Here is an 18,056-nt window from a genome sequence, read left to right on the forward strand (position 1 = left end):
AGAATGCCTGCCTGTCACGCAGGAGGTCGCGGGTTCGAGCCCCGTCCGTTCCGCCACTACATCATTAACCGACCTTTAAGGTCGGTTTTTTCGTTTCTGGGGGGATGAGTTTTTGCCCCTGTCTCCATTCAATGTTTATTCAGTATTTAACTGTCTGTTTTACTTTTGCATGACCATCGAAAAATCGCTCAGCAACACACTTTGATAATCATGACTCATCTTCTGTCGGAAAGATATTATGGATTTAACCATGACCGTTTTTATGGCTGTTTTTTAGATTGTATAAGTGGTTTGTATAAAATACTGTCTTGATATAGAAAAGCTGATTTATTTTCATCATAAATCAGCTTTAGGGATTTTACTTGTTTTCGCAGTTGCCCTGCATGGCACATTCAGTCATTGACTTAACCTGGTTCTGTATTTCTTCTGACTTATTTTTCAGGTTCTCATTATAACCTGTTATATTTCTGCATTCGTCATCTTCATCATCGCATGCTTCGTAGGCAAATGCATTTGCAGTGAACATAAACGCTGACACTATAAGGCCTAAAAAAGGTCCCAGTAGTACAGATAGCAGTCTTGATAATATTTTCACTTTAATTTTCTCCGTTAAAACTGCGATGATTATATACAGATGTCTTATTTGAAATTGTGCGTAATAACGTTATTAACAAAAAATATCATTAATTGTGATTGTTTTTTGACCTGTGTCATGCAATTTCCAGTGCTGATTAGCCTATTTTGCGTTTCCACCTTCTGTACATAACAATTGAATTTGTCAGATAGAAACACCACATTAGTAGAATGGCAACAGGTTGACCTTCTCCTTTATAAAAAGGAATAATCCATAACCAGATGCTGATTACATTCAGCGTAATCCACAGTATCCAGTTCTGCACGTACCTGTTTATTGTTAATATGAGTCCTGTTGTCGCTAATACTGTAGTTGTCGCATCTATGTATGGTCTGTTTCCGCCGATGTATGACAGCAGCATTCCCAGTGCCACAGAGGCGATGCATACTGCTGTCGCGACTATTATTTTGTTTCTAAGACTCAGGGTTCTTTTTATTACTTCGCATTCAACTGAATCTATGTTTTTGAGCCAGCATGCCATCCCGTAAATGTTAAGCGGCATAAATATCAGTACCTTAACCATTACTTCTCCGTAATATTTATAATGGTAGGATATGTATGCATAAAGTACTGAATTGATCAGTCCGAAAATGAACGCTCCCAGCTTGGCTTTACCGGTGAGAATGGCCGCGATACATCCTGTAATGGCTGCGGTGAGTTCAGTTATTTTTTGCGGACTGTACCAGACTGTCTCTCCGTTCTGTGACCTAAGCACCGTGAGGATCGTGATACACATAATTCCTCCGAAGAGCCAGAGGATTTCAGGAACTGACCATCCTGTCGTTTCTTCATGCAGGATATCCCTGAAGTTCCTGATGGCCATTCTGTTGCGCGGTTTGGCTATATCCACGGCCACATTTGTTCTGTCAGTGTTTAATGACATGTTTTGGTTCCGTATTCTTTGTAATTATATTGTCATAAATGCGATTATAGTGGAAAAGGGAAGAAACATTGCTGTTATCTTCCCTTTTCTGAATGATTAAAATTCCCAGTGTTTGGAAATTTTATCCGTATTACTAAGCGGCAGGCTCAGCTGAAGCATTGGCCTTAAGGTATGCAATAGTCTTTTCGATTCTTGCAATCGAACGTTCTCTGCCGACAAGCTTCATTGTTATACCCATTTCAGGTGATACGCCGCATCCGGTTACCGCAAGTCTTAACGGCATACCTACCTTGCCGAGGCCGACCTGCATGTCCTCGGCCACGCTCTTGAATGCAGTTTCAAGACTTTCGATATCATTCCAGTCTGATACATTCTTCAGGTTTGCGAGTGATCTTTCAAGTGCTTCGGCACTGTTTGATTTGAACCATTTTTTCGCAGCTTTAGGCTCGTATTCACTGTATTCTTCATAGAAGTAGCGTGATACTTCAGCCATTTCCTTAAGAGTCTTGCATCTTTCTCTCTGGGCAATGACCAGATCGGTCAGAGCAGGACCGTTAGATACGTCAATTTTCTGATTGTCCATATGCCACTGTAATTCTTCAGCCACTCTTTCAGGAGGCAGAGACTTCATGTACTGGCTGTTAACCCAGAGAAGCTTCTCAGTGTTGAATGCAGATGCACTCTTTGAAATACCTTCGAGGGAGAAATATTCAATCATTTCTTCCATTGTGAAGATTTCCTGATTGCCGTGACCCCATCCAAGTCTTACGAGGTAGTTAATGAGAGCTTCAGGCAGGTATCCGTCGTCACGATACTGCATTACGCTTACAGCACCATGTCTCTTAGAGAGCTTGGTACCGTCATCGCCGAGAATCATGGATACATGGGCAAATACAGGAACTGGAGCACCAAGAGCCTTGTAGATATTAATCTGTCTTGGAGTGTTGTTGATATGGTCTTCACCTCTGATTACATGGGTAATTCCCATGTCCCAGTCGTCGATTACTACACAGAAGTTGTAGGTTGGAGTACCGTCAGTTCTTCTGATTACCAGATCGTCGAGTTCAGCATTGTCAAATTCGATGTATCCTCTGATCTGATCTTCAAAACCGACCTTACCTGAGGTTGGATTCTTGAATCTGATGCAGTAAGGTTCATCCGGAGAGTGCTTGCTTGGATCTTCATCACGGCAGTGACCATCGTATCTTGGCTTAAGCCCCTGACGCTGCTGTTCTTCTCTTACTTCATCCATTCTTTCTTTTGTGCAGTAGCACTTATAAGCCAGGCCTTTTTCGAGAAGTTCATCGATAACCTGATTATAGCGGTCAAATCTCTTGGTTTGATAATATGGACCCTCATCCCAGTTCAGGCCGGTCCATTTCATGGACTCAATAATGGCATCAATGGCAGGCTGAGTTGATCTTTCACGGTCTGTATCTTCAATTCTAAGTACGAACTTACCATTGTTGTGTCTGGCGTAGAGCCATGAATATAAAGCAGTACGGGCACCACCTACATGAAGATAACCTGTAGGACTAGGAGCAAAACGGGTTTTAATTTCCATTTTTTATTCCATTTTAATTAACAAAGAAAAATCACGATTAAAAAACTGGTCATATTCTATCATTTTTAGAAATATAAGGGGTATTCTATTTTAACCGGGGAACAGATAAAGGGTATTAGTGAGTCCTGCTCAGGTATTGAATATGTCTGTGAATTAAACGTTTTTATGTTTTAATTCAGAGGTTATGGTTTTGAAAATCCTGTTCATCGGTTCGTAGTTGCAGACAAAAGATTCACGGGAGGCTGTCAGCATCTCCTGACGTGATACTTTTGAGAATTCAAGTTTAAAACCGCAGTGTATGGCCCATGAGCGCATGAACTCACGTTGGGCTCTGCCGTTTCCTTCACGGAACGGATGAATGGCGTTGATTTCGGAGAAATAGTATGAGCATCTTTCGGTGAATCTTGCCAGGGGAATTTTATTGGATTTTGTTTCTTCCTGAAGATCCCGGAAAAGTTTTAATGATTCTCTTTCTATGAACTGGACATGACAGAACATGTTTCCTTTGCCTATATCAACAGTTCTTATTTTTCCTGCCCAATCGTAAAGATCCTGAAATATGTAATAGTGAATGGCACAAAGGTGTTCGAAACCGAAATTTCCTTCGAGGGGTTTTTTTAAGAGTTCAAAAAGACGAAGCATGGAAAGAACCTTTTCTGTTTCAAAAAGCTCTTCTTCATCCCGGATATCAAGCTTGTTTTTCAGAACATCCGTTCCGGGGTAGCAGTATGGATCCTGTTCTTCACGCATTGTTCTTTCTGTAGATTATCCTTGCGATTAGTTCCCTGCGGATTTCCTCACTGTTCTTTTTTCCGAGAATACAGTCATTGAGAATTGATAATTCATCATCTGTCAGATTAAAACCTTCCATGTGCATGGTGGCCTGAACTTCTTTTACTGATGCCTCAGACTGGTATATATCCAGAGGGGTTGATTTGCTGTTTTCCATGATTATGATGTTTATAAAAAAAATGTAAAATTATCCAAAAAACATAGATGTATTTTATCATATTAGGCGGATGTTTTACATCATAAAGCGACAAAAAAGAGATATCAAAGCGCAAGCTGTACATTAAAAATCTGTATTGATTTCAAAAAAATATGTTATCCATATTATGTTGATGAAAACGGAACGGAAGGCAAGAATATTTAACAAAACAGTTTGCAGTTATTTCCATGAAAAAATCCTGATTATCTGCAGATAATCAGGATTTTTGAGTTTTTATGCAGTCATTTTACAGAGCATAGATGGCAGCACTGATCCCGGCAACAGTGTCTGTATCAGCTGAGGCATTAAGCTTGGATCTGAGCAGGTTTTTTTTGGCTGATATTCCAAGTTCCGAAAGCTTTACGTCTGATTCGCTGAAATTGCATACCGTTATGCTCTTAGGAGTGGTAATGGTGATTACGTTTTTATCCTTAATGAGATTAACGGACAGGTCATTTCTGTCATGTACACCTATTACACCGCTCTTTTTCAGTGCGATGAGAGACTGATAAAAGTTCAGAACATCGCAGTGAGGAGCGTCAGAAATGCAGTCAGGATCCAAGCGACTGTCAATAAATGTTTTAACGTCATGTGGTTCCTTTATTTCCACATCAGGCATAAAGGAGAATTCTCTTTTTCTACCTTCTCTTACAGCATCAACGAGCCACTGATCGTTAAAGCTTTCAAAGAAGTAGAACGGATTCATTTCGGCGTATTCCTCGCCCATGAAAATCATTGGAATGTATGGGCTTGCGAAGCATACCGTGGCAGCAAGCAGAGCTTTGTCAATGCCGTGAGAAGTACTCATACGGTCACCATGCGGGCGGTTGCCTATCTGATCATGATTTTGAATATGAACAACAAGCTGTTCCGGCGGTATGGAAGAACCGTCCTCCCCCTGATAAACGTTATATACACTGTTAAGTCTGGTACCGTCGTAAACAAAACCGTTATTCAGAGCCTTGTAAATGTCATCAATTGAACCGAAATCCTTATAATGACGGAAATTTTCGTGCGTAAGGTTGGCGTACAGTGAGTAGTTCAGGTCGTCGCACCATTGGGCGTCGAAGCCGAGACCTTCCTTACAGGTGACTTTGCTACTGTTGCGCAGGTGTTCGGCAATCATGATTATTTTGCGGTGTTCCCTCTGTTCAATATCCTTAGCCAGCTTATTGATTTCAGTCAGTATATGAGAAGGTGAGCTGTCAATAATAAGTGACGCGGCATCCATTCTAAATCCGTCAAAACCAACTTCAGACAGCCAGTATTCAGCATTTGCAAGGTAAAAGTCCCTGATGCCGTGTGAGTTTTCACCATCAAAGTTTATTGCAGCTCCCCATGGAGTGTCAGCATTTTTTGTAAAAGGTGCCAGCATGCCGCTGTAGTTGCCTTCAGGGCCAAAGTGGTTGTACACGACGTCAAGAATTACGGCAATGCCGAGAGAGTGGGCCAGATTTAAAAAGTCTTCAAGATCTCTGTAGTTACCATACCCCATATTCAGTGCAAACATGTAGGTACCGTCATATCCCCAGTTTCTTTCTCCTGGAAAGGCAGCTATAGGCATTATCTCGATTACGTTTACACCAAGTGTTTTAAGGTAGGAGAGACGCTTGGTAGCTCCCTTGAGAGTTCCTTCTTCGGTGAATGTGCCGAGATGCAGTTCGTAAATAATGGCATCCTTTGGATCTACTCCGTGCCATTTGCTGATATCTGCCTTATGGGGATAACAGATCATTGAGGTGCTGTGAACGTCAAAAGGTTGGTATTTAGAATAAGGATCCGGCAGATATTCGCTGCCGTTTTTTACCAGCCAGTAAAGAATACCTTCAGGGAGTTTATCAGTTACAGCGGTGAAATAACCGTCATTCTGCTTCTGCAGCTCTATTATTCTGTGGGTTCTGTCAAGTTCCACTGCCAGAGTGTCACAGTATGGTGCGAAAATTCTGAAACAGCCTTTATCTTCATCATTGACATAGTAACCGACTTTATTCATGGTGCCTCCCTTCTCTATTATTTTTTCTTCTTCCCATATTTCTCTAGCATAGATACAAAACGGCAGGATATCCACACTACGAGAGGATAAACAAGCGATAATGCACAAAAAAAGCGGTAATGACCTTAAGTCCTTACCGCTTGATCTATTCTCATCCGTATGAACGGATGGACTTGCGCTTAAATTACTTGTTTAATTCCTTGAAGAAATTAATCAGACCGTTGGTGGAAGCATCGTGTGCAGTAACCTTGTCCTGACCTGACAGTTCAGGAAGGATCTTACCTGCGAGCTGCTTACCAAGTTCAACACCCCACTGGTCAAAACTGAAGATGTTCATGATTACGCCCTGGGTGAATATCTTATGTTCGTACATTGCGATAAGAGCACCGAGAGTTTCAGGAGTAATCTTCTTAACCAGAATAGAATTTGTTGGACGGTTACCTTCGAATACCTTGAAAGGAACAAGATTTTCGTAGTTTTCCTTACTGATACCCTTGGCTTCGAATTCGGCAATTACGGTTTCCTTTGACTTACCGAAAGCAAGAGCTTCAGTCTGAGCGAAGAAGTTTGACAGCAGCTTGGCGTGGTGATCACCGATAGGGTTGTGGCTGATTGCAGGAGCAATGAAGTCACATGGAATTATCTTGGTACCCTGATGGATTAACTGGTAGAAGGCGTGCTGACCGTTAGTACCTGGTTCACCCCAGATAATAGGACCGGTCTGGTAGTCAACCTTGTTGCCGTCACGGTCAATGTACTTACCGTTTGATTCCATGTTACCCTGCTGGAAGTATGCAGGGAAACGGTACATATACTGGTCGTATGGTAAAATTGCTTCAGATTCAAACTTGTAGAAGTTATTGTACCAGATACCGATTAAGGCAAGAACTACAGGAATGTTCTTTGAGAATTCGGTGTTGCGGAAATGGCAATCCATTTCGTAAGCACCTGCAAGGAGCTTTTCGAAGTTGTCGAAGCCTACTGCAAGAGCAATAGAAAGACCGATTGCAGACCATGAAGAGTATCTGCCGCCAACCCAGTCCCAGAATTCAAACATGTTTGCGGTATCGATACCGAATTCAGAAACAGCCTTGGCATTGGTTGACAGAGCAGCAAAGTGCTTTGCAACATGAGCCTTGTCTCCGGCATGCTTGAGGAACCAGTCTCTTGCGGTGTGGGCATTGGTCATGGTTTCCTGAGTTGTGAAAGTCTTGGAAGCAATAAGGAAAAGAGTGGTTTCCGGATTGAGCTTCTTTAATGTCTCAGCGATATGAGTACCGTCAACATTTGATACAAAGTGCGGAGTTAATCTTGTTCTGTATGCTGCAAGGGCTTCGCTAATCATGCATGGACCGAGGTCACTGCCGCCAATACCGATGTTAACAACGTCAGTGATTTCCTTGCCGGTATAGCCCTTCCATTCGCCGGAGATGATTTTTGCACAGAAAGCCTTCATCTTTTCGAGAACGGCGTTAACTTCCGGCATTACATCCTTTCCGTCAACTACAACAGGCTTGTTTGACTTGTTTCTTAATGCGGTGTGAAGAACAGCTCTGTTTTCGGTTACATTGATCTTTTCACCAGTGAACATTGATTCAATGGCACCTGCAAGATCTGTTTCCTTGGCAAGGTTTACGAGAAGATTAATGGTTTCCTGATTGATTCTGTTCTTTGAGAAATCAACGAGAAAATCAGGATTGAGTTTTAATGAAAAGTTGTTGAAACGATTGTTGTCTGCCTTAAAGTGGTCCGCAATGGTAACATTTGAAATAGCTTTGAAATGTTCATTAAGAGCAGCCCAGGCAGCTGTTTTGGTTGGGTTAATATTTTTCATAACATTTACCTGTCATTTATGAGTTTTTCGCCATGCGAGGATAACGGAAACTCCGACTGACAATGTCAGAACAGTGACGTTTTAATTTCTCGTAGGCGCGGATAGACAAAAATACCTGCCTATTTTACACGATAAGCGGATTATTTGCTAAGAATAATAAATGACGGTAAAACATCTCAATGAAAACACTAAGTCAGTTTTTTAAAAGTCAGCTCCTTAGGCAGGCTGTTTTTGGCTACGTCAATGAAGGCTTTGACCGCTCTGTCTCTGTTTTTTGACAGGCTGGTGCAAAGACCTACGTTAAATGGAGGGATATCTCCGGGACGATCAATTATCTGTATGTCTGCGGCACTGGCACTCTGCATTATTACCGCTTCCGGGATGATTGCTATACCCATGCCCAGAGCTACCAGAGATACAATGGCTTCATTACCTGCTACTTCCGCTATGATATTCGGTTTTATGCTGTTACGACTGAACCAGGCATTGATTTCACGACGTAAAGCTCCCTGCTCGGAAACGACATATGGTACAACACTTTGGTCTATTCCTCCTTTTTTTAACCATTGCTGCGGTATTTTTTTTGGTGCGATGAATACCAGAGGAATTTTTGTAAAACCGTGGGTGACTAATCCCTGAGGAATATGAGGCGGTATTGCCGCTATGGAAAGGTCCGCTTCATGATTGATTATTTTGCTCATGGCCTGAGCAGCATCACCGGTTTCAATTTTAAGATCAATGTTCGGATAGAGAAATCTGTACTGGTTAAGAAGTTCAGGCAGAAGACAGACACAGGCCGTAACGGAACAGAAGATTTTGAGATTTCCCGTCATGTTTTCGGAAACGGCTTTAAGTTCTTCCTTTACTTTAAGATATTTAAGGTAGTATTCACCAGCAAAATCTCTGAATTTCTGCCCCGCAGCCGTAAGTCTTACGGACTGATTATCTCTTTCAAACAATTTGGCGTTAAGTTCATCTTCCATTCTGGCCACGGCCCTGCTCAATGTTGAAGGGGTCACGGCACAATGTTCTGCAGTACGTCTGAAGGAGAGAAAATTGCTTAGAGAAAGAAACAGATAAAGCTCAGAGGTGTCCATGTTTGTCCTTGTTACATAATGTATGACATCAAAGGTCTCTAGTTTATAGTGTATTTCTTTCCAATTTTAATATCATGTTGCATTATACGCAACGTGATATTGCATATATATCACTTTTAGCAATTACCACATTTGTGTATAATAATATTGTTTATTTTTAATACAGTTTTGTTTGAATAACGGACAGGATATAAAAATGTCAAATTACTTCAATACTTTAAATTTACGTGAACAGCTTGCTCAGTTAGGCTGCTGTCGTTTTATGGCCCGTGAAGAATTCGCATCAGGTTGTGATTTCTTAAAGGGTAAGAAGGTTGTTATTGTTGGTTGCGGTGCTCAGGGTTTAAACCAGGGCTTAAACATGCGTGACTCAGGCCTTGATGTATCTTACGCTTTACGTGCTGAAGCAATTGCTGAAAAGAGAGCATCTTTCAAGCGTGCTTCAGAAAATGGCTTTAAGGTTGGTACCTATGAAGAATTAATTCCTACTGCTGACCTCGTAATCAACCTTACTCCTGATAAGCAGCATTCTCCTGTAGTTAAGGCTGTTATGCCTTTAATGAAGGAAGGTGCCGCTCTCGGTTATTCTCATGGTTTCAACATTGTTGAAGTAGGTGAACAGATTCGTAAGGATATCACCGTAGTTATGGTGGCTCCAAAGTGCCCAGGTACTGAAGTTCGTAACGAATACGTTCGTGGTTTCGGTGTTCCTACCTTAATTGCCGTTCATCCTGAAAACGATCCTAAGGGTGAAGGTTGGGATATCGCCAAGGCATGGGCTGCCGGTACCGGTGGTCACAAGGCCGGCTGTCTCGCTTCTTCATTTGTAGCTGAAGTTAAGTCAGACCTTATGGGTGAACAGACCATTCTCTGCGGTATGCTCCAGACTGCAAGCTTACTCGCTTTCGATAAGATGGTAGCCGGCGGTATTGATGCAGGTTACGCATGTAAGCTCTTACAGTATGGTTGGGAAACCATCGGTGAAGCTCTTAAGTTCGGCGGTATCACTAACATGATGGATCGTCTGAGCAATCCTGCCAAGATCAAGGCTTTCAACATGGCTGAAGAATTAAAGGACATCATGCGTCCATTATATCGCAAGCATATGGATGACATCGAAAGTGGCAAGTTCTCTGAAACCATGATGAAGGACTGGGCTGACAACGATAAGGATCTTCTCCGTTGGAGAAAGGAAACTCAGGAATCTGCTTTCGAAAATGCTCCTGCATGCAGTACCGAAATTTCTGAACAGGAATACTTTGATAAGGGTATTTTCATGGTAGCAACCATCAAGGCCGGTGTTGAACTTGCTTTTGAAACCATGACTGAATCAGGTATCTACCCAGAATCAGCTTACTATGAATCATTACACGAACTTCCATTAATCGCTAACACCATTGCACGTAAGCGTTTATATGAAATGAACGTTGTTATTTCAGATACTGCTGAATACGGTAACTACCTCTTCTCTAACGCATGTATACCTTTACTCAAGGAAAAGTACATGGACAAGGTTACCCTTGAAGATATCGGTGTAGGTTTATCTTCATCTGATACTTCTGTTGATAACCAGACTCTTATCGACGTTAATGAAAAGATTCGTAACCACCCAATCGAAGTTGTAGGTCATACTCTTCGCGGTTACATGAAGGACATGAAGCGTATCGTATTCGGTAAGTAATTGCCGAGACTGCGGTTAATTAAATCGCAGGTTTACGTGTCTTAATTATGAAAAAGGAGGAATTTTAATTCCTCCTTTTTTCAATCTCAGATGATGTATAACACGGCTGTTGGTGATGGTGAGTTTCCCAACGGTTATTTTTTGATTCCGTGCTTGTATTCAGGTTTAATGTTCATGGTTTCTTCAGTATCGTTCAGACCATACTGAGTTGTACGGTTTCGCCCATGTTCCTTTGAAAAATAGAGGCAATTATCCGTGCTGACCAGCCATTCCTGAGCGCTTGGTATTGTTTCGGAAAGAGTACACAGACCAAGACTGATGGTGAATTTTATAACCATGTCTTCATAATAAACCGTATGCGCCTCTACTGCCTTACGGATTCGTTCAGCCACCATAAATGCTGATTCACGATTTGCGTCAACCAGAAGAATTGCAAATTCCTCACCACCGTAGCGGCCGGCAATGTCGGTACTTCGTATCTGCTTTTTAAGGATGGCTGAAACTTCCCTCAGAACAGCGTCACCTGCCGGATGACCATAAGTGTCGTTAACGTTTTTAAAGTGGTCTATATCGAACATCATTAGGGTAATCGGCATCAATGTACGTCTGTTGATGTTGTACTGCTGCTTCAGACACTCTTCCCAATATCCACGGTTGTACAGGGTGGTAAGTCTGTCGGTAATTGACAGTTCATGAAGCTTCTTATTTGCCGCCTGAAGGGATAATTTGGAGCTTGCTTCATCAGTTACGTCATAAATGATGATGGTAACCTCTTCACATTTACCAGTCAGGGACAGAACTGGAATAAAAGTAAAGTTCATCATCATTTCCGATGATGTTCCCGTAAATGGACGTCTGTTGGCAAAATTGAATACTTCCTTATGCTGTTCCCAGGAGCTGAATACGAGAGTATCCATGGAAAAAGCTTCTACAATTTTGTCTTTAAGCCAGGAGTCTGCGAGATTAGGGAAAAATTCAAATATGCTGTGGTCATTGATTCTGTAACCTTCAATGCCACTCTTTGTTTCCATGAAGCTGTTCCAAATCTTGACCTTAAAATTTTTGTCCAGAACGATGACGCCGACATTTAGGTTTTGAATTATTGTCAGACTTCGGTGCAGGTCATGAATTTCGCTTAGATTATCAAGAATATCCGTCATACCAGTGCCATTATTTCCTTAAGTTTTTCAGAAGTGGAGTGATTGAACAGAATTTGGAATTTGATGTTCATGTTCAGATCCTTTATGGTATAGGTCAGTTCCACGTTCAGAATCTTACTGTTAGCGAGCTCGGGGTGGGTAAGATTGTGTTCTACGTTAGGAGAAACAAGTCCCGGGAAGTTAAAGGTGATGATATAGTTTATCTGATGTGTAAAGTTACGCATCAGGGTACCAGAAATAATGCTTGCGAGTTCTATCACCAAAGAATTTTTTGTCTGCTCATCAAGCTTGGAGTTATTGGTTACTGCCTTGGTGTAGGTATTTATGTCCTTGAATGAGAAGTAGATAAGACTTTCACCAAGGATGCCGTCACCGTCGAAGCCCTGACTTACAATAATGTTTCCTGTCATGTCAAGCCAGCTCTGAATGTCATTGGATATCTTTGTGCCGGTTTCAACCTTGATGTTTGGAAGGGGCATGGTGACAAACAGGTTTAGCATGTCTGCAATCTTACTTGCCGCAAGACCTGTGGCGATATTTATTTTTTCACCAAGTTCGTCGAATGGTTTTGATTCACTGTGGTCTACGGCCAGAGACGGATCAGCCAGATCCTCCAGGTCATCTTCATGACACAGTCCGTATTTTGTTAAGAGTTCATGCAGTTCTTCTGGAACTAAAGGTTTTTTCAGGAAGGACAGTACTTTATATTTTTTGATAATTTCCAGAGCCTGTTGCTGAATATCTCCGGATACTACAATTATCATAACCCGAAGACCTTCCTGTCTTATCGCTTCGAGAACCTCATACCCGTCCATTACAGGCATGTTAAGGTCAAGAAACATCAGTTTGCCACGACCTTCACGGAGAAGCTCCATTGCTTCCTTGCCGTTTGCCGCAGTATAAATGTTCTTTGCTATTTTTTTGGGGATAACCCTAATAAGCTGGTTTCTTGCAAATTTGGAGTCATCACAAACAATAATGTCTAATGCCATGGTTATGCCGTCCAAATCTATTAAAAATAGAGAAAATTAACGAGCTGTAATTAAAATTCTATTATAAAGATATGCCGGATTTCATGTTGTTATGATAAAAATGTGACGACTCCGGATAATAAGTTTTTGAGCATACTGATTTATTTTGTGGCTGGTCTTTTTAATTATATCGTTCAAGGGAGTATGTCAGGAATGCGTATGAAAAGGTGTTTTCAGACATGGCAAGAGCAACTTTGACAGTGAGTCTGGGGCATGGAGAGCTCACCGAAAGAGGCGGGGCAGAAGTTTGAGTCGGTTGTTACGAAAAAACGCCATGTGAATAACATGGCGTTTAGATAGTTTACCCGTACATGATAAAGACATTACAGAAATCAGGTAATGTCCTTACATGACATTACTTCTGGATAAGTGAAATATCAGCAATATGGGTAAACATGTTTCTTAACTGTCTTAACAGAGCCAGACGGTTGTTTTTAACGGCAGCGTCTTCGCAGTTTACCATAACCTTATCAAAGAAGTTATCAACAGGTTCTTTCAAGGATGAAAGGGTTGATAATGCTTCGGCATAGTTACCTTCATTATATGAAGCTTCAGTTGCTGCTGAAATATCTGACATGGCTTTATACAGAGTTTTTTCAGCATCTTCCTTTAACAGGTCTTCACTGAATTCCGGATTACCTTCAGCCTTGGCAAGAATATTACCAACACGCTTGTTTGAGGCGGCCAGTGATTCTGCTTCGCTAAGGGTCTTAAACTTTTCCACAGCCTTGATGCGCTTGTCAAAGTCATACAGGTTGGTTACGCCTGTTGCCTGAACAGACTGAACAACATCGGCTCCGATGCCGAATTCCTGATAATATGCCTTAAATCTGCCGAGAATGTATTCGACAACGTCGTCGACAACATTCTTGTTGGTGAGCTTGTCAGCATAAAGCTTTGCAGCGAATTCAACCAGAGGTCTGATGTCGAGGTCAAGTTCCTTTTCAATGGCAATACGGATGATACCGATGGATGCTCTTCTTAAACCGAAAGGATCCTTATCTCCCTTAGGAATCTGATTGATACCGAATATACCTGCAAGAGTAGTAATCTTCTCAGCGATGCTTACAGCACATGACACCTTATTTGATGGAAGGCTGTCACCTGCGAATCTAGGCATGTACTGCTCATTCATTGCCAGAGCTACTTCTTCCGGTTCACCGTCAATGCGGGCATAATGCATGCCCATAATACCCTGGGTATCGGTGAATTCCATAACCATGTTGGTCATCAGGTCACACTTTGATAAGAGACCTGCTCTCTTGGCATATTCCGGATTTGCCCCGATTTTGTTAGCTATTTCAGTGGCTACTTCAGCAACAATTTCAGACTTGTCAGCGAGTGAACCAAGCTGTTTCTGGAACAGAATGGTCTTGAGGCTTTCGAAACGTGACTGCAGAGTTTTCTTTTTGTCGGTGTTATAGAAGAATTCTGCGTCGGCAAGTCTTGGTCTAACAACACGTTCATTACCTGAAATAACCATTTCCGGATTTTTGGAAATGATGTTACTGATGAAAATGAAGTTAGGCAGGAGTTTGCCGTCACGATATACAGGGAAGTATTTCTGATCACCTTTCATGGTGTGAACAAGTGCTTCCGCAGGAACAGCAAGGAATTTTTCTTCAAATTTTGCTGTCATGAGTACAGGATATTCAACAAGAGATGTAACTTCCTCGATGAGATCCTCGTCCATGTCAGCATTACCGTTAAGATCCTGAGCCTGTTTGGTTATGGCATCAACAATCATCTTCTTACGTTTTTCGTAATCGGCGATTACCATACCTCTGGTTTCAAGAATTTCTGGATATTCGTCTGCAGAACTGATTTCAAATTCGCTTTCGCCCATGAATCTGTGGCCGCGGATGGTACGTGATGATTCAAGACCGAGGATTGAACCAGGAATGAGTTCTTCGCCGAACAGCATGGTTAAGGTGTGAACCGGACGTACGAAGAGTTCCTTCTTGCTGCCCCAGTGCATGAGCTTAGGGATTGGAAGGGCACCCAGTGCGGTCTTTACGAAATCGGCAACGAGGGAAACGGTGTCCTGACCTTCCTTAACGGTACGGTAAACAAGCCATTCACCCTTTGGAGTGCTGATGGTTTCGGCCTGAGAGAGTTCAATGCCCTGAGCCTTGGCCCATGCGAGACCTACCTGGGTAGGCTGACCGTCCTTAAATGCAACTTGAACTGAAGGTCCTTTGATTTCAACTGACTTGTCAGGCTGCTTTTCGGTAAGACCGATAACCTTGAGTGCCAGTCTGCGAGGGGTTGCATACCATTCAACCGAACCGAAGGCAAGGTCGGCTTTTTTTAATTCAGCGGTAAAACCGTCTTTAAAGGCAACCGCAAGCTTGCGGAGTGCCTTTGGTGGTAATTCTTCGGTACCGAGTTCTACAAGTAAATTTCTAGTGGTCATTACCTGCTTTCCTTATTATTTTTGCAGATTGGGAAACCTAAAGCTTCGCGAGCGTTGTAGTAAGCTTCGGCTACGCCCTTTGATAAAGTTCTGATTCTGAGAATGTAACGCTGTCTTTCGGTTACGGAAATGGCGTGTCTTGCATCAAGAAGGTTGAATGCGTGAGCCGCTCTTAAAATTCTTTCGTAAGCCGGAAGCGGAAGAGGCTTTTCGAGAGCGAGAAGTCTCTGACATTCCTTTTCGCTGGCGTCAAACACTGAGAAGAGGAAATCCACGTCAGCGTGTTCAAAGTTGTAGGTTGACTGTTCAACTTCGTTCTGATGGAACACGTCACCGTAGGTGATGTCGCCTGCAGGAGTGTGAGCCCAAACCAGATCGTAGATGTTGTTTACGCCCTGAATGTACATTGCCAGTCTTTCGAGACCGTAGGTAACTTCACCGGTAACAGGGAAGCATTCAAGACCGCCCACCTGCTGGAAGTAGGTGAACTGGGTAACTTCCATGCCGTTTAACCATACTTCCCATCCGAGACCCCATGCACCGAGGGTTGGGTTTTCCCAGTTATCCTCAACGAATCTGATATCGTGGGTTGAAGGATCGAAGCCGAGTTCCTTTAATGAACCGAGATATAATTCCTGGATGTTGCTTGGAGACGGCTTCAGAACAACCTGAAACTGGTAGTAGTGCTGTAATCTGTTTGGATTTTCACCGTAGCGGCCGTCGGTTGGTCTGCGAGACGGCTGAACATATGCGCAGTGGTGAGGTTCCGGACCGATGGCACGGAGGAATGTCATAGGGTGGGAAGTACCCGCACCTACTTCCATGTCGAAAGGCTGTGCAATCATGCATCCCTGACGTGACCAGTAATCCTGCAGAGTTAAAATCAACCCTTGAAAGGTTTTGATATCATAAGTGTTAGACATCGAACTAGTTCCTTTGAAGACTCATTAGGAGTATCAGATAGTTAAAATAAATTCACAAATATATATTTGACCGTACATATCAATTTACAGTGCGTATTGTACTCGAAAATACTACTTTTGCATAATAAAAGATAGCACGGGACCGTTAAGGTCCTTTTTAATCATTTTGTAGCCCATATGGGTACAGAGAAGTTCAAAATCCCTGGCGGTGGACGGATCGTCGGCTTTAACCGTCAGGGTGTCTCCGGGAGCGAGATTTCTCATCTCCCTTCTTACCACCATGAGCGGTTCCGGACATCTGAGTCCGACGGTATCTATATCTTTATTCATGTGGCCGTAAATAAGGTTTTGTTAAAGGCCCGTGACGCACCGCGTCACGGAGAAAACTGTAAAAACGCGTACCCGCACAAAGTTGCGGGTATCAATAGCTGAATACTATATGCCCGGAGTGATGTTTTGTACAGAATTAAATCGGTTTTGGGGATTGAACCTCTGAATGTTTCACTATGAGATGAGTCAGTGCCCTGTCGGGATACGGGAGGAGCGGGCACGGGAATGTAAAAAAAAGCCGGATAACCCGCGTTATCCGGCAAAACCCTCATTGGGACGATATGTACAGTGTTGAAATCAGTGAGCTTATATGAATTCGTGCCTTACCGTTATTCCGGGGCGTTAAGTCCTGCCCTGGCGGTATGGCTTGTGTATTTCTTATCCGTGAGGACGTTGTTTTCAAAGGTAAAACACAGGATTCTGCTTTCTGATTTTGCTCCGGTAAAGAAGAGGCCGACCAGAGGAATCATTGCGGCGGGATTTATTTCCGTCTCATGGTTACCGTAACAGAGCACGGTTTTGTCTTTGTCAATGTCTGTTTCTGAGGTCGGTTTGCCCATTACCGAACGCACTTCGTCACAGGTGGTTTTACCTTCCTGAAACTGATCACCGACGTTTCTTTCGACGTGAGCCGGCGGGGTGGTGCACCCGAGAAGCATGATGCCCATAAGGGCAATGAGTGATTTATACATGTTTTTATCTCAGATAATTGTTATATGCTATAAATATTATACTGTTAACAATGAATTGTCAAGATGATTTTTATATGTATACCAAAAGAACATGAAAGGGATATCTGGTCCGGCAGGATGGGAATTGGTCGTGCAAAGCCGTGTTCATGCGGTAAACCGTGCGTCAGGATTCGCCAATCATATATGAGTATATGTATGCCTCTCGTGATATGTGATGATGCGGAGGGCTGACGCACGGCCGTGTTTTCATATGTACGGTGCGGAAGTAGGGGGAACAGTTAAGAGAAGTAATGGTAATGGTGAGGGGAAGGTAAGGTAGGTAAGGTAGGTAAGGTAGGTAAGGTAGGTAAGGTAGGTAAGGTAGGTAAGGTAGGTAAGGTAGGTAAGGTAGGTAAGGTAGGTAAGGGCAGGTAAGAGCAGGTAAGAGCAGGTAAGAGCAGGTAAGAGCAGGTAAGAGCAGGTAAGAGCAGAGGGGCAGAGGGGCAGTGTCTTCGGATACTTATGTGTTATGACCGGTGTCCGTATTACCGGGACATATAACCTGACAGGGACCAGGTGCCCGTAATAATCCGGAAATGAGGCATTAACATACTTTATGAATTATGTTTGGGGGCATTAGGAACGCGTGAGATCTGTAATTAATGGGTAAAGTACGCTTTTTAAACAACAGGCGGTCAAAAAACGGTAAATAAGCGTAATAAATATCCAAAAAGAAAAATTTTTTGTGATTTATCAAAAAAAGTGTTGACGAAAAAAATAAAAAACCTAAAATACACATCGTTCGCTGAACAGAGCGAAACGAAAAAAGTTCTTTAAAAACGAATCTAGAC

Annotated in this window: 15 protein-coding genes; 1 reads left to right on the top strand and 14 read right to left on the bottom strand. The window is 42.5% G+C overall.

What is annotated here, in order from left to right; translation table 11 throughout:
• Positions 1–358: 358 nt before the first annotated feature.
• The 8 genes from QZU58_RS07940 to ilvY all read right to left on the bottom strand — a co-directional run bounded on the left by QZU58_RS07940 (position 359) and on the right by ilvY (position 8,993).
• Positions 359–526: a hypothetical protein gene (locus tag QZU58_RS07940; protein ID WP_294495955.1), complete on the bottom strand. Its 168-nt coding sequence runs from the start codon at positions 524–526 to the stop codon at positions 359–361.
• A 205-nt stretch (positions 527–731) separates the two neighbouring features.
• Entirely contained in the window at positions 732–1,517 is a 786-nt protein-coding gene (gene pnuC / locus QZU58_RS07945; protein ID WP_294495956.1) for a nicotinamide riboside transporter PnuC, read from the bottom strand.
• A gap of 133 nt (positions 1,518–1,650) precedes the next feature.
• Positions 1,651–3,081 (bottom strand): glutamate--tRNA ligase, encoded by a 1,431-nt coding sequence (gltX, locus tag QZU58_RS07950; RefSeq protein WP_294495957.1) that lies wholly within the window; start codon positions 3,079–3,081, stop codon positions 1,651–1,653.
• Between the two features lie 153 nt (positions 3,082–3,234).
• The gene (locus QZU58_RS07955) at positions 3,235–3,831 is read right to left on the bottom strand and encodes a Fic family protein (RefSeq protein WP_294461581.1); all 597 of its coding nucleotides are present in this window, start codon (positions 3,829–3,831) and stop codon (positions 3,235–3,237) included.
• On the bottom strand, positions 3,824–4,030 hold the full coding sequence (locus QZU58_RS07960; protein WP_294461583.1) for a hypothetical protein: 207 nt from the start codon (positions 4,028–4,030) through the stop codon (positions 3,824–3,826). The genes QZU58_RS07955 and QZU58_RS07960 overlap by 8 nt, the downstream gene beginning before the upstream one ends.
• A gap of 286 nt (positions 4,031–4,316) precedes the next feature.
• Positions 4,317–6,062: a malto-oligosyltrehalose trehalohydrolase gene (treZ, locus tag QZU58_RS07965; RefSeq protein ID WP_294461585.1), complete on the bottom strand. Its 1,746-nt coding sequence runs from the start codon at positions 6,060–6,062 to the stop codon at positions 4,317–4,319.
• 184 nt (positions 6,063–6,246) lie between these two features.
• The gene (gene pgi / locus QZU58_RS07970; protein WP_294461588.1) at positions 6,247–7,896 is read right to left on the bottom strand and encodes a glucose-6-phosphate isomerase; all 1,650 of its coding nucleotides are present in this window, start codon (positions 7,894–7,896) and stop codon (positions 6,247–6,249) included.
• Between the two features lie 188 nt (positions 7,897–8,084).
• Positions 8,085–8,993 carry an HTH-type transcriptional activator IlvY gene (gene ilvY, locus QZU58_RS07975; protein WP_294461589.1) on the bottom strand — a complete coding sequence of 303 codons (909 nt, stop codon included), beginning with the start codon at positions 8,991–8,993 and terminating at the stop codon, positions 8,085–8,087.
• Positions 8,994–9,189: 196 nt separating this feature from the next.
• Here ilvY and ilvC point away from each other — a divergent pair, with 196 nt between their 5' ends.
• Entirely contained in the window at positions 9,190–10,674 is a 1,485-nt protein-coding gene (ilvC, locus tag QZU58_RS07980) for a ketol-acid reductoisomerase (protein WP_294495958.1), read from the top strand.
• A gap of 134 nt (positions 10,675–10,808) precedes the next feature.
• Here the strand turns inward: ilvC and QZU58_RS07985 are convergent, their stop codons facing one another.
• From QZU58_RS07985 to QZU58_RS08010, 6 genes are all read right to left on the bottom strand, one after another.
• Positions 10,809–11,834, bottom strand: coding sequence for a GGDEF domain-containing protein (locus QZU58_RS07985; protein ID WP_294495959.1), 1,026 nt, complete (start codon positions 11,832–11,834; stop codon positions 10,809–10,811).
• A complete protein-coding gene (locus tag QZU58_RS07990) occupies positions 11,831–12,826 on the bottom strand; it encodes a response regulator (protein ID WP_294462587.1) in 996 nt (331 codons plus the stop codon). The genes QZU58_RS07985 and QZU58_RS07990 overlap by 4 nt, the downstream gene beginning before the upstream one ends.
• A 394-nt stretch (positions 12,827–13,220) precedes the next feature.
• A complete protein-coding gene (gene glyS / locus QZU58_RS07995) occupies positions 13,221–15,281 on the bottom strand; it encodes a glycine--tRNA ligase subunit beta (protein WP_294495960.1) in 2,061 nt (686 codons plus the stop codon).
• Positions 15,281–16,204, bottom strand: coding sequence for a glycine--tRNA ligase subunit alpha (gene glyQ, locus QZU58_RS08000; protein ID WP_294462592.1), 924 nt, complete (start codon positions 16,202–16,204; stop codon positions 15,281–15,283). Before glyQ ends, glyS begins: the two co-directional genes overlap by 1 nt.
• Positions 16,205–16,315: 111 nt before the next feature.
• A complete protein-coding gene (locus tag QZU58_RS08005; RefSeq protein WP_294462595.1) occupies positions 16,316–16,534 on the bottom strand; it encodes a sulfurtransferase TusA family protein in 219 nt (72 codons plus the stop codon).
• A gap of 329 nt (positions 16,535–16,863) precedes the next feature.
• Complete coding sequence (locus QZU58_RS08010) at positions 16,864–17,226, bottom strand: hypothetical protein (protein ID WP_294495961.1); 363 nt, start codon at positions 17,224–17,226, stop codon at positions 16,864–16,866.
• Positions 17,227–18,056 lie beyond the last annotated feature (830 nt).

This window comes from uncultured Ruminobacter sp., assembly GCA_902764345.1.
Classification (GTDB): Bacteria; Pseudomonadota; Gammaproteobacteria; order Enterobacterales; family Succinivibrionaceae; genus Ruminobacter.